Origin of the sequence: Pseudomonas sp. TH21 (assembly GCF_016651025.1) — a bacterium.
In the GTDB taxonomy this organism is placed as follows: domain Bacteria; phylum Pseudomonadota; class Gammaproteobacteria; order Pseudomonadales; family Pseudomonadaceae; genus Aquipseudomonas; species Aquipseudomonas aylmerensis.
The window spans coordinates 3,568,051-3,581,173 of the sequence record NZ_JAEKEQ010000001.1; the positions used below are offsets into that span (position 1 = coordinate 3,568,051).

At 62.2% G+C, this 13,123-nt stretch carries 10 protein-coding genes and 1 pseudogene; 6 read left to right on the forward strand and 5 right to left on the reverse strand.

The window, feature by feature from the left end; all coding sequences use genetic code 11:
* The first annotated feature begins 118 nt into the window (after positions 1 to 118).
* Positions 119 to 982, forward strand: coding sequence for a 4-hydroxy-tetrahydrodipicolinate synthase (dapA, locus tag JFU04_RS15685; RefSeq protein WP_201144815.1), 864 nt, complete (start codon positions 119 to 121; stop codon positions 980 to 982).
* Between the two features lie 383 nt (positions 983 to 1,365).
* Here dapA and JFU04_RS15690 read toward each other — a convergent pair whose 3' ends face one another.
* Positions 1,366 to 2,061: a GntR family transcriptional regulator gene (locus tag JFU04_RS15690; RefSeq protein ID WP_201144817.1), complete on the reverse strand. Its 696-nt coding sequence runs from the start codon at positions 2,059 to 2,061 to the stop codon at positions 1,366 to 1,368.
* A 2-nt stretch (positions 2,062 to 2,063) separates the two neighbouring features.
* Complete coding sequence (gene atzF / locus JFU04_RS15695) at positions 2,064 to 3,860, reverse strand: allophanate hydrolase (protein WP_201144819.1); 1,797 nt, start codon at positions 3,858 to 3,860, stop codon at positions 2,064 to 2,066.
* Between the two features lie 243 nt (positions 3,861 to 4,103).
* Between atzF and JFU04_RS15700 the strand changes: the two genes are divergently transcribed.
* Complete coding sequence (locus tag JFU04_RS15700) at positions 4,104 to 5,480, forward strand: pyridoxal-phosphate dependent enzyme (protein ID WP_106803684.1); 1,377 nt, start codon at positions 4,104 to 4,106, stop codon at positions 5,478 to 5,480.
* The gene (locus tag JFU04_RS15705) at positions 5,477 to 6,643 is read left to right on the forward strand and encodes a cystathionine gamma-synthase (protein ID WP_120448767.1); all 1,167 of its coding nucleotides are present in this window, start codon (positions 5,477 to 5,479) and stop codon (positions 6,641 to 6,643) included. The genes JFU04_RS15700 and JFU04_RS15705 overlap by 4 nt, the downstream gene beginning before the upstream one ends.
* 106 nt (positions 6,644 to 6,749) lie before the next feature.
* On the opposite strand, the gene JFU04_RS15710 is transcribed toward JFU04_RS15705, so the two are convergent.
* Entirely contained in the window at positions 6,750 to 8,948 is a 2,199-nt protein-coding gene (locus tag JFU04_RS15710; RefSeq protein ID WP_201144821.1) for an OsmC domain/YcaO domain-containing protein, read from the reverse strand.
* Positions 8,949 to 9,111: 163 nt separating this feature from the next.
* Here JFU04_RS15710 and JFU04_RS30670 point away from each other — a divergent pair.
* A pseudogene (locus tag JFU04_RS30670) lies at positions 9,112 to 9,378 on the forward strand (PAS domain-containing protein); the annotation flags it as partial.
* A 201-nt stretch (positions 9,379 to 9,579) separates the two neighbouring features.
* Complete coding sequence (locus JFU04_RS15715; protein WP_446739699.1) at positions 9,580 to 10,677, forward strand: methyl-accepting chemotaxis protein; 1,098 nt, start codon at positions 9,580 to 9,582, stop codon at positions 10,675 to 10,677.
* Positions 10,678 to 11,013: 336 nt separating this feature from the next.
* Here the strand turns inward: JFU04_RS15715 and JFU04_RS15720 are convergent, their stop codons facing one another.
* Together JFU04_RS15720 and JFU04_RS30280 are read right to left on the reverse strand one after the other, a co-directional pair.
* Positions 11,014 to 11,850 carry an IS3 family transposase gene (locus JFU04_RS15720; protein ID WP_065899479.1) on the reverse strand — a complete coding sequence of 279 codons (837 nt, stop codon included), beginning with the start codon at positions 11,848 to 11,850 and terminating at the stop codon, positions 11,014 to 11,016.
* Entirely contained in the window at positions 11,847 to 12,149 is a 303-nt protein-coding gene (locus JFU04_RS30280) for an IS3 family transposase (protein WP_065899480.1), read from the reverse strand. The genes JFU04_RS15720 and JFU04_RS30280 overlap by 4 nt, the downstream gene beginning before the upstream one ends.
* Positions 12,150 to 12,406: 257 nt before the next feature.
* Between JFU04_RS30280 and JFU04_RS15725 the strand changes: the two genes are divergently transcribed.
* A complete protein-coding gene (locus tag JFU04_RS15725) occupies positions 12,407 to 13,027 on the forward strand; it encodes a LysE family translocator (RefSeq protein WP_201144825.1) in 621 nt (206 codons plus the stop codon).
* The last annotated feature ends 96 nt before the right edge of the window (positions 13,028 to 13,123 follow it).

The window sequence follows — 13,123 nt, forward strand, 5'->3', positions numbered from 1 at the left end:
GCGCTGTCCCGTCAGATGAGCTGACAGGACATTGAGCGCGACGGACTCCCTCCCCTTTGCACAATTCCCCATGCCCTTCTGACGGTGACTCAAGCGGTCAATCATCAGGAGAAAATGCATGTCCTCGTTTCAAGGTATCTGGGTTCCCGTAGTCACGCCGTTCCATGACGGCGCCATCGATTTCATCGGCCTGCACCGACTGGTCAACCACCTGCTGGAACAGCACGTAGCCGGAATCATGGTGTGTACCACCACCGGCGAAGCGGCGTCGCTGAGCCGGGCGGAACAATTGGCCGTGCTCGATGCGGTGTTGCAATGGGTGCCGGCGCACCGCGTGGTAATGGGCCTGGCGGGCAATAACCAGAGTGAATTGCTGCAGTTCCAGGGCGAGGTCCTCAAGCGCCCGGTGGCTGGCCTGCTGGTGCCCGCGCCGAGCTACATCCGCCCGTCCCAGGCCGGCCTTGAAGCGTTCTTTCGCACAGTGGCCGACGCATCCAGCGCGCCGATCATTCTCTACGACATTCCCTACCGCACCGGCGTGACCTTCGAGCAGGCGACCTTGCTTACTATCGTCGCGCACGAACGCATCGTGGCGATCAAGGATTGCGGCGGCAACCTGGACATCACCCTCGCGCTGCTGGCCAGTGGTGCGGTGGATGTGTTGTGCGGCGAGGATATCCAGATCTTCAATGCGCTGTGCCTGGGTGCCAGCGGTGCGATTGCGGCATCGGCGCATGTGCGTACCGCAGAGTTTGTGGCGCTGTGTCAGCAGGTGCGCGATAACCAACTGACCGAGGCCCGGGCGACGTTTTTGGGATTGGTGCCGTTGATCAACACGATGTTCATGGAGCCCAACCCGGCACCGGTGAAGGCAGCGCTGGCCCTTGAAGGTTTGATCAGCGACGAGCTGCGCGCGCCGATGCAACGGGCCAGCGAGGCGGTGGTGACACGGTTGCGCGAGCTTCCAGGAGTTCGCGCATAAGCGCTGATAAACAGGCCTCTTGTTGCCAGGGCCCGCATTTTTCTGGTGAGTGGGCTTTTTTTGTGGTGAGCAGGCTTTTTTGTGGTGAACCGGCTTTTTTTGGTGAGCAGACTTTTTTGTGGTGAACCTGCTTTTTGTGGTGAGCGGGCTTGCCCCGCGTTGGGCTGCGCAGCAGCCCCAAAACCATCCACCGAGAATTGCCTGACACACCGCATCTGGCGGACTGGGGCTGCTTCGCAGCCCAACGCGGGGCAAGCCCGCTCGCCACAACAAGCGCGCTCACCACAAAAAAGCTTGCCTGCCACAAAAAGGCCTGCTTGCCACAAAAAGGCCTGCTTGCCACACCCCCCACTTGCCACAACAGCTCAGCCTGATTCAGAACCTCAACCCTGCCTCGCCATATGCAGCCTGTGCAGCGTGATCTCGCGCACGGCCTGTTTACTCAGTTCAATATGGCGCTTGAGCAGGTGCTGCGCCTGATCGGCCTGGCGTTGCAGGATGGCCGCGAGGATTTGCCCGTGCTCCTCGTACGTCGCCGCAATGCGTGACGCCTGGGTAAAGTCGAGCCGGCGGATGATGCGGATTTTTTCAGTAATGGCGTAATGCATACGCGCCATTTCGCCATTGCCCGTGGCATGCACCAGGTCACAATGAAAACGCTCATCCAGCGCCGAGACGGCCTGGGTGTCCTGCAACCGCTCCGCCGCTTCCACCTGCCAGGTCGCCTGCAAGGCCTGCAATACAGGGCTCGGTTCGTCCATCGCGCACAAGCGGCTGACCGCTGCCAGTTCCAGCACAATGCGCACGTCATACAGCTCTTCGAAATACGCGAAGTCGAACGGCTTGACCTGCCAGCCGCTGCGAAAATACACCTGCACGTACCCTTCCTTCTCCAGACGATAAAGCGCCTGGCGCACCGGGGTACGGCTGGCCTGCATGCGCATGGCCACGTCACCTTCGCTGAAGCGATCGCCCGGCAGCAGGCGGAACTCGAAAATATCCGCCTTGAGCTGCGCATAGACCTGTTCAGCCAGGCTGTGCGGCCGTGCCTTGGCGGTTGTCATCGTCGCCAGTTGCATGCCTACCCCCGGCTCGCAATAAAGGCGCGCCAGCCGCCAAACTCGGTGATGTCGAGGGCGTCGGCCAGGGCCCAAGGCTCGCAGATAAAACCTTTGACGCTGCGCCCATCCGCCAGCAGCAGATTGCCGATTCCCAAGGGCGCCGGGATCTCGGCGACGAATTCACCGAAGCGCGCAATCGGCAGGTCCCACAGCTCGACAACAATCGCACGGCCGCTGTCTGCCCTGGCCAGCCCAGGCTTGGGCGGCACAGTGCCCGGCAGGGCATAGAGCCGATAGTTGTCGGCCGTCAGGGTTTGCTCCACCAGCACCGCGTTACGCGAGGTCAGCTGCACGTTCAGCGGCATGCCGGTCAGATGCGCGCCCACCACCGCCACCCGCACGCTGCCAGGCGCCTGCAGCGCGGTGGCCGGCGCGGGCAAATAACGTTCGGTGGCACCCAAGGGCAGGTCCAGGCTGGCCTGCCAGCGTTTGCCCAGGTGGGCCAAGGCCGTGTCGTGCCAGGCCGGTGCCAGCAAGGTAATACCGCTGGGCAACCCATCGCTGCGCAGGCCCGCCGGGAGCGCCAGGGCCGACAGGTCGGCGAGGTTAGTGAAGTTGGTGTAATAGCCAAATTGCGAGTTGTAGCGCACCGGCTCCTGGGCCATTTCCGCCTGGGTGCGAAGGGTTGGCGACGTGGGCACCAGCAACGCGTCGAAACCCGCCAGCGTGTCGTTGATGCGCCGGCTCAGCTCGGCCCGCAAGTATTCAGCCTTGTAGGCGTCGCACGCGCTGTACTGGCGACCACTCTCGACAATGCCGCGCACCACCGGGTTGATCGCCTCCGGTTGCTGCTCCAGCATGCGTTCCAGGGCAACGGTACGCTCGGCGACCCACGGGCCGAAGTACAACTGGTCCGCAAGGGCCTTGAACGCGCTGAAGTCCACCGGGGTGATCACCGCGCCCAGGGCCTTGAAGCCTTGTACCGCGTGCTCAAACACCGCCTGGTTGAGGGTATCGCCAAAAAACTCCAGGCTCGCCGGGATCGCCAGCTTGATCGCCGCCCCCACCGCGACCGGTGCGGTATGCGGGTTCACACGCGAATAGGCGTCGCTGGCATCGTAGCCCTCAGCAACGCGCATCACGCTTTCGGCGCATTCGACGGTCAACGCAAACACCGAGATGCAATCCACGGTGCGGCACGCCGGCACCAGCCCGGTATTGGACAGGCGGCCCTTGGTCGGTTTCAACCCGACGATATTGTTGAACCCCGCCGGCACGCGCCCGGAGCCTGCGGTGTCGGTGCCCAGGGAAAACGCCACCAGCCCACGCGCCACCACCGACGCCGAGCCTGAGCTGGAGCCTCCGCTGACGTAATCCGCGTCAAAGCTATTGCCCACCGCGCCGTAGGGCGAGCGTGTGCCCACCAGGCCCGTGGCGAACTGATCGAGGTTGGTCTTGCCCATCAGGATCGCGCCGGCTTCGCGCAGCCGTTGGACTACAGATGCATCCTGCGCCGCCGTGTAGGCAAATTCGGGACAGGCCGCCGTGGTCTCCCAGCCGGCCGCATCGATATTGTCCTTGATTGCGAATGGCACGCCATACAGCGCCAGCTGGGTGACATCACCGTCCACCGCCGCCAGGCGCGCGCTCAACTGCGCCAGTTGTTCGGTCAGCTGCGCCGGGGTCGCACGGGCGATCCAGGCGTTGTCATCGCCGGGGTACTCAGCGGCGAGGGTCAGCAGAATATCCGGGGTGATGCTGCCGCTACGGTAGCCGTCAAGCCACTCGCCGAGGGTCCAGCCAAACGCGTTGTGCATGGGAAACTCCATCTTGTATCCAAGTTTGGATAAGTGGAAGCAAACCCCAGGCCAACCTCGAAACCCAATGAATGCGCGGGCATGCACTCAAACCCTGCCCGCTGATAGCGCACCCACCCATCGCCCATGCGCCAAAAAAAGACATTCAGCGGACCGCGCGGTTGCGACCCGCCCGATACCGGCCTATGTTCCAAGCCATGCCGTGCATTTTGCTGTCCATCCCATTCGCAATCAGGTGAAGACATGCCCACGCTTTCCCGCCCCGCCGTCCTCGAGCTGATCGGCAATACGCCGCTGGTTCGGGTCAGCCGTTTCGATACCGGCCCCTGCACACTCTTTCTCAAACTTGAATCACAGAACCCCGGCGGCTCCATCAAGGACCGCATCGGCCTGGCCATGATCGACGCCGCCGAACGCGACGGCCGCCTGCGCGAGGGCGGCACCATTATCGAGGCCACCGCCGGCAACACTGGCCTGGGCCTGGCGTTGGTCGGCCGGGCGAAGGGCTATCGGGTGGTGCTGGTGGTGCCCGACAAGATGTCCACGGAAAAGGTGCTGCACCTCAAGGCCATGGGCGCCGAAGTGCATATCACCCGCTCCGACGTGGGCAAGGGCCACCCCGAGTACTACCAGGACGTGGCCGCGCGCCTGGCCAAGGATATTCCCGGTTCATTCTTTGCCGACCAGTTCAACAACCCGGCCAACCCCCTGGCCCACGAAACCAGCACCGCGCCGGAAATCTGGGCGCAGACCCAGCATGATGTCGACGCAATCGTGGTGGGCGTCGGCTCGGCCGGCACCCTCACCGGCCTGACCCGCTTCTTCAAGCGCGTCCAACCGGAACTGGAAATGGTCCTGGCCGACCCGGTGGGCTCGGTGATGGCCGAATACAGCCGCAGCGGCCAGCTGGAAACTCCCGGTTCCTGGGCCGTGGAAGGCATCGGCGAAGACTTCATCCCCTCTATTGCCGACCTCTCCAGCGTGCGCCACGCCTACTCCATCAGCGATGAAGAAAGCTTCGACCACGCGCGCCAACTGCTCAAGGCCGAGGGCATTCTCGGCGGTTCCTCCACCGGCACCCTGCTCGCCGCCGCCCTGCGCTATTGCCGCGAACAGACCGAACCCAAGCGCGTGGTGACCTTTGTGTGCGACACCGGCACGCGCTACCTGTCGAAGGTCTACAACGACCAGTGGATGAACGACGCCGGCTTGTTGCAATACAAACACTACGGCGACCTGCGCGACCTCATCGCGCGGCGCTTCGAAGATGGCCGCGTGATCAGCGTGAGCCCCGACGACACCCTGCTCACCGCCTTCCAGCGCATGCGCCTGGCGGATGTCTCGCAACTGCCGGTACTGGTCGACGGCCAGACGCTGGTCGGCGTCATCGACGAGTCCGACATCCTGCTCGGCCTGCATCACGACGCGGCAGATTTTTCCATGGTCGTCGCCAGCGCCATGACCGATCACCTGCAGACCCTGGCCCCCAGCGCCAGCCTCGCCGAACTGCAGGCGGAACTGGATCGCGGCCTGGTCGCAATAATCGCCGACGCCTCGGGCTTCCACGGTCTGATCACGCGCGTCGACCTGCTTAACCACCTGCGGAGATCCCTTGTATGAGTCAGCCCGATAAAAGTGCATTTGCCACCCGTGTGATCCACGCCGGGCAATCACCCGACCCGACTACGGGCGCGCTGATGCCGCCGATCTACGCCAACTCCACCTACCTGCAAGACAGCCCCGGCGTACACAAGGGCTTCGACTATGGCCGCTCCCACAACCCCACGCGCTTTGCCCTGGAACGCTGCGTCGCCGACCTCGAAGGCGGCAGCCAGGCGTTTGCCTTTGCGTCCGGGCTGGCGGCGATTTCCACCGTGTTGGAACTGCTCGACGCCGGCGCTCATATCGTCTCCGGCAATGACTTGTACGGCGGTACCTTCCGTTTATTCGACAAAGTGCGCCAACGCAGTGCCGGGCATCGTTTCAGCTTTGTCGACCTGAGTGACCTGTCGGCTTTCGAAGCCTCGTTGCAGGACGACACGCGCATGGTCTGGGTCGAAACCCCGAGCAATCCGCTGCTGAGCCTCACCGACCTGAGCGCGATCGCACGTATCTGCCGCGACCGCGACATCATCTGCGTGGCCGACAACACCTTCGCCAGCCCGTGGATCCAGCGTCCGCTGGAGCTGGGCTTTGATGTGGTGGTGCACTCCACCACCAAATACCTCAATGGCCACTCCGACGTGATCGGCGGCATCGCCATCGTCGGCGACAACCCCGCGCTCGCCGAACGCCTGGGCTTCCTGCAGAACTCGGTCGGCGCCATCGCCGGCCCCTTCGACGCCTTCCTGACCCTGCGCGGCGTGAAAACCCTGGCGCTGCGCATGGAACGCCATTGCAGCAACGCCCTCGACCTCGCCACCTGGCTGGAACAGCAACCGCAAGTGGCGCGGGTGTATTATCCGGGCCTCACGTCCCACCCCCAGCATGAACTGGCGCGCAAACAGATGCGGGGGTTTGGCGGGATGATCTCGGTGGACCTCAACAGCGACCTGGCCGGCGCCACGCGCTTCCTGGAGAACGTCAAGATCTTCGCCCTGGCCGAAAGCCTCGGCGGCGTTGAGAGCCTGATCGAGCACCCGGCGATCATGACCCACGCCAGCATCCCCGCCGCCACGCGCGCGCAGTTGGGGATCGGCGATGGGTTGGTGCGGTTGTCGGTGGGGGTTGAGGATGTGGAGGATTTGCGCGCCGACCTGGCCCAGGCGTTGGCGCAGATCTAACCGAGGAAACGGGCCTTTGTGGGAGCTTGGCCGGCGATGCAGACACCGCGGTGCACCAGGTGCTTCGCGGTGATGCAATCGCCGGCCAAGCTCCCACATAAGTCCATCAGCTTGACGTTACATTGGCCCGTGCGCTGTGCAGTTTCTTGTAGCTGTCGATCAGGCGCAGATGCCGGTCCAGCCCTTCCAGCTTCATGCTGGTGGGCGTCAGCCCGTAGAAGCGCACGCGGCCCTCGACCGAGCCGATCACCGCGTCCATCCGCTCATTGCCAAACATGCGGCGGAAGTTGGCCTCGTAGTCCGCCAGCTCCAGGTCTTCGTCCAGTTCCATCTCCAGCACCGCGTTCACTGCCTGGTAGAACAGCCCGCGTTCGACGGTGTTGTCGTTGTACTGCAGGAACATCTCCACGCACTCCTTGGCCTCTTCGTACTGCTTGAGGGCGAGGTAGATCAGCAGCTTCAGCTCCAGGATGGTCAACTGGCCCCACGCGGTGTTGTCGTCGAACTCGATGCCGATCAAGGTGGTGATGTCGGTGTAGTCGTCCAGCTCGCTTTCCACCAGGCGCTCGGCCAGTGCCTGCAGCGCCTCGTCGTCGAGGCTGTGCAGGTTGAGGATATCGGCGCGGAAAAACAGGGCCTTGTTGGTGTTGTCCCAGATCAGGTCATCCACCGGGTAGATTTCCGAGTAGTCCGGCACCAGGATGCGGCAGGCCGTGGCGCCGAGGTGTTCGTACACCGCCATGTAGGACTCTTTGCCCATACCTTGCAGAATGCCGAACAACGTCGCGGCTTCTTCGGCGTTGGAGTTTTCCCCCTGGCCGGAGAAGTCCCACTCGACGAATTCATAGTCCGACTGGGCACTGAAGAAGCGCCACGAGACCACGCCGCTGGAATCGATGAAGTGCTCGACGAAGTTGTTCGGCTCGGTCACTGCGTGGCCTTCGAAGGTCGGCTGTGGCAGATCGTTCAAGCCTTCGAAACTGCGGCCCTGGAGCAGCTCGGTGAGGCTGCGCTCCAACGCGACTTCCAGGCTCGGGTGTGCGCCGAACGAGGCGAATACGCCGCCGGTGCGCGGGTTCATCAGGGTCACGCACATCACCGGGAATTCACCGCCCAGGGACGCGTCCTTGACCAGTACGGGGAAGCCCTGGGCTTCCAGGCCCTGGATACCGGCGAGGATGCTCGGGTATTTGGCCAGCACCTCGGCCGGCACATCCGGCAGGGCGAATTCACCTTCGATGATTTCGCGTTTCACCGCGCGCTCGAAGATCTCCGACAGGCACTGCACCTGGGCTTCGGCCAGGGTGTTGCCGGCGCTCATGCCGTTGCTGAGGTAGAGGTTTTCGATCAGGTTGGAGGGGAAGTACACCACTTCGCCGTCCGACTGGCGCACGAAGGGCAGCGAAACGATGCCGCGTTCTTCATTGCCGGAGTTGGTGTCGTACAGGTGCGAGCCGCGCAACTCGCCGTCGCGGTTGTAGATCTTCAGGCAGTAGGCATCGAGGATTTCGCTCGGCAGCTCATCCTTGCGACCCGGCTGGAACCAGCGTTCGTCCGGGTAATGCACGAATGGCGCGTTGGCCAGCTCTTCACCCCAGAACTGATCGTTGTAGAAGAAGTTGCAGTTGAGCCGCTCGATGAATTCGCCCAGCGCCGAGGCCAGTGCGCCCTCTTTGGTCGCGCCCTTGCCATTGGTGAAGCACATCGGCGAATGCGCATCGCGGATATGCAGCGACCAAACGTTGGGCACGATATTGCGCCACGACGCGATCTCGATCTTCATCCCCAGGCCGGCGAGGATCGCCGACATGTTGGCAATGGTCTGCTCCAGCGGCAGGTCCTTGCCGGCGATATAGGTGCCGGCTTCGGTGCCCACGCCAGGCATCAACAACGCCTGGGCGTCGGCGTCGAGGTTGTCGACTTCCTCGATCACAAACTCGGGACCGGCCTGCACGACTTTCTTCACGGTGCAACGGTCGATGGAACGCAGGATGCCCTGGCGATCTTTGTCGGAAATATCGGCGGGTAATTCAACCTGGATCTTGAAGATCTGGTTATAGCGGTTTTCCGGGTCGACGATGTTGTTCTGCGACAGGCGAATATTGTCAGTGGGGATATTGCGCGTCTGGCAATACAACTTCACGAAGTACGCCGCGCACAACGCCGATGACGCCAGGAAGTAATCGAAAGGCCCCGGCGCCGAGCCATCGCCCTTGTAGCGAATAGGCTGGTCGGCAATGACCGTGAAATCATCGAACTTGGCTTCAAGTCGGAGATTGTCGAGAAAGTTGACCTTGATTTCCATGCGGGCACACCAGAATAACGGGCTATATAAAAATGGCCGCCATTATGAAGTGTTTCACCGGGAAGTTTCAGGCTTTTGACCAGTGGCTGGCGAATTGTCGAATGTGCATTAACCTTTTGGCAGTTGGCGCCGATGGACTGAGTGCAACCAGGGAGTAGTCGGAATGCGCAACAACCAGCCTGTTACACAACGCGAGATTTCACTCGCGTCTTCGCAAAAACTCATCTCCGCCACCGATGTCCGGGGTGTGATCACTTACTGCAACGATGCCTTTGTCGCCATCAGCGGATTCAACCGCGCCGACCTGATCGGCGCGCCGCAAAACATCGTGCGTCACCCCGATGTCCCCCCCGCCGTGTTCGCGCACATGTGGAGCGCGCTCAAGCAAGGCCTGCCCTGGATGGGCATCGTCAAGAACCGTGCGAAAAATGGCGACCATTATTGGGTCAACGCCTATGTCACCCCCATCTTCGAAGGTGCCAATGTGGTGGGCTTCGAGTCGGTGCGGGTCAAACCCAGCGCCGATGAAATCCGTCGCGCCGAGGCGCTGTACCGGCGTATCAGCCAAGGCAAGCCAGGCGTGCCGCGCCAGGATGCATGGCTGCCGGCGGCCTTGAGCTGCGTACCCTATGTGGCGACCGCCGTTGCCGGCAGTGTTGCCGGGTTGTTCCTCAGTGCACCGCTGGCCCTCGCGTTGGCCGTGGCGGTCGCAGTGCCCGTGGGTGTGTTGTGCTCGCGCGTTCGCCAGGGCAGCACCTTGCGCCTGCTGGCGGGTGTCGAGCCGTCGACCTCGGATGCCTTGATCGCGCAGATGTACAGTGACGCACGCGGGCCTCAAGCCCGTTTGGAAACCGCGTTTCTCAGCCAGACTGCACGCCTGAAGACGTGCCTGACCCGCCTGCAGGACAGCGCCGAACAGCTCAGCGCCCTCGCCGGCCAATCCGATCAATTGGCCACGGCCAGTTCCAACGGCCTGGACCGTCAACGCGTCGAAACCGAGCAGGTCTCGGCCGCCGTCAACCAGATGGCCGCGACCACCCAGGAAGTCGCCAGCCACGTGCAACGCACCGCCGATGCCACCCAGCAAGCCAACGTGCTGACCGGGCGTGGCCGCGAAGTGGCGCGCGATACCCGCGAAGCCATCGAGCGCCTGTCTGCGGTGGTCGGCGAGACGGGCGTCACCGTGGCGCAGTTGGCCAAGGACAGTGACGAAATCGGCAGCGTGGTGGATGTGATCAAGGGCATCGCCGACCAAACCAACCTGCTCGCGCTCAACGCCGCGATCGAGGCCGCGCGCGCCGGCGACATGGGCCGTGGCTTCGCGGTGGTGGCCGACGAAGTACGCCAGTTGGCCCAGCGCACCACGCAATCAACCACCCAGATCCACGCGCTGATCACTCAGTTGCAGGCATCTTCCAACAATGCCGTGCAAAGCATGCAACACGGCCAGCGCCAGGCCGAGGAAGGCGTGGCCTGGGTGCTGGAAGCGGACCAGGCACTGGTGGGCATCAGCGAAGCGGTGTCGCATATCACCGACATGACCACCCAGATCGCCGCCGCGACCGAGGAACAAAGCGCGGTCGCCGAGGAGATCAGCCGCAACATCACCACCATCGCCGAACTGGCCGACCAGACCTCGATCCAAGCCCATCAATCCACGGACCTGAGCAAGGAACTGACCCATACCGCGTCCACCCAATACGCCTTGGTTGAACGCTTCAACCGCTGAGTGCGATGGGGTGGGCGGGCTTCCTGTGGCATAGGACATTCCTGTGGCATAGGAAGCCTTGGGCAAAGGACCCTACTATGGCAAAGGGGCCTCTGTGGCAAAGGTTCTTCTTATGGCAAAGGCGCCCTCTGTGGTAAAGGACCTTCCTGTGGCAGAGGCGCCCCCTGTGGCAAAGGACCTTCCTGTGGCAAAGGCGCCCTCTGTGGTAAAGGACCCTCCTGTGGCAAAGGCGCCCCCTGTGGCGAGCGGGCTTGTCGAATCGTCGCACCGCCCGCGTTGGGCTGCGCAGCAGCCCCAATTGAACTGGTCAAGTAATCTTGGACACCGATTAAGGTTTCACGCCACCAGCTTCTCCCTGGCGACTGGTGACCGATAGTCGTTGTAGCTATGCGGCCTGGTGATGTTGTAGCGCGATACATAGCGCTGCACATCCGCTCGGGCCTCATGTTCCGACCCGTAGCCTGCTTCTGGCACCCACTCTGATTTCAAACTTCCAAAGAAACGCTCCATCGGAGCGTTATCCCAGCATTCGCCTTTACGGCTCATGCTTTGTCGGAGTCCATGTTCCAGCAGTTCATTTCTGAATTTATGGCTGGTGTACTGGCAACCTTGGTCGGAGTGAAACAGTACGTCTTTTGGGCGACCGCGCAGTTCAATCGCCATGCGCAGGGCTTCGCAGGTCAGCGTGGCATCAGAGATCATCGAAAACGACCAGCCCACAATCCGGCGAGCGAACAAGTCCAGAACCGCCGCGAAATACAGCCAACGCTTGCCGACTTTGATGTACGTCACGTCCCCACACCACACCTGATTGACCGTCGCAACATCAAACTTGCGTTTGAGCACATGCGGTGCCACCAAAGCCTCCACGCCAGGTGACTTGTACTTATGGCGCCGGCGTTGACGGCTGACAATGCCTGCTTCTCGCATCAAGCTGCGAGCCATGAACCGCCCGACATCATGCCCGCCGGCTTGCAGCTGTTTAGCCAAGGTACGAGCGCCCGCAGACTCTCTCGACGCCCTGTGGTGCTTGACCAGCATAGCCTTGAGTTTCTCTCGCTTAGGGCTCACCTTGCCTTGGCGCTGACGCCATGCGTAAAAGCTACTGCGGTTTATTCCGAACACACGACAGCAATCGTTAACGCCGTACTGCTCGCCCAGCTCACAGATCAACGAGAGTGATCTTTGGCGTCCAAAAGCAGGAGAGCACTGGCCTTTTTTAGGATTTCGATATCCCGGTCTCTTTGCCTGAGCAAGGCTTTAAGTTCCTGGATCTCTCGCTGATCCGCGGTAATCGCCTTGGCTCCCACCGGAGTCGAGCCCAAGCGTTCCTTGCGAACTTGATCGACCCAGCGGCGCAAGGCCGTAGGGCCAATATCCAAGCTGGCACAGACCTCGGGAACCGACTGCCCCTCGTCCAGCACCATGCTGGCAGCCTTGAGTTTGAACTCACATGAATAAGATTTACGCATATCCAAACACCTCAGATTTGGACGCCATCATAGCGCCCGATTGAGGTGTCCAAAATCATTAGGCCAGTTCACAATACCCTCGCCTGACATTGCACATTCTGCTTGATTACGGCCCCTGCCCAGCCCAACTCGAGCAGTGCAACGACTCGACAAGCCCCCACCCCAGCAGCGCTATCCCCCAGAAGCTACCCACGCCTTTGCGACCTGGACCTGCTTGAGGTAACGTCCACCCACGCGCCCTCATGAAGCCCCTCGCCATGTCCATTGCCGATAACCTCATCGCCTTTACCTTCGCCGCCACCCTGCTGACGCTCACGCCCGGGCTCGACACCGCACTGGTGCTGCGGACCGCCACGGTAGAAGGCAAACGCCAGGCGCTGCAGGCCACCCTGGGGATCAACGCCGGTTGCCTGCTGTGGGGCGCGGCGGTGGCCTTCGGCCTGGGTGCGTTGATTGCGGTGTCCGAGGTGGCATTCAACCTGCTCAAGTACTGTGGCGCGGCCTACCTGGCCTGGCTGGGCTTGAACATGCTGCTGCGTCCACGTCGCTCACTGGCACCGGCTTCGCCCGAAGCCAAACCCGGCGGCAACTGGTTTATCAAGGGCATGCTGGGGAATGTGCTGAACCCAAAGGTGGGAATTTTCTACGTGTCCTTCCTGCCGCAATTCATTCCGCAAGGGCATTCGCTGATCGCCTGGACATTCGGCCTGGTGAGCATCCACGTGGTGCTCGGGCTGCTGTGGTCGCTGGTGCTGATCGGCGCCACGCAGCAACTGTCCGGCTTTCTGCGTCGCGAGCAAGTCATCCAGTGGATGGACCGCACCACCGGCGTGATCTTCGTGTTGTTTGCCGCGCGGCTGGCGTTCAGCAGGCGCTGAGCCATTGGCTATCCGAACCACGCGCAACGCCAACATGACTGAATTCTCCGGGTGAGACAAGGCCCCCCCTTGTGGGAGCCGTCGAGCCCCGGCGAG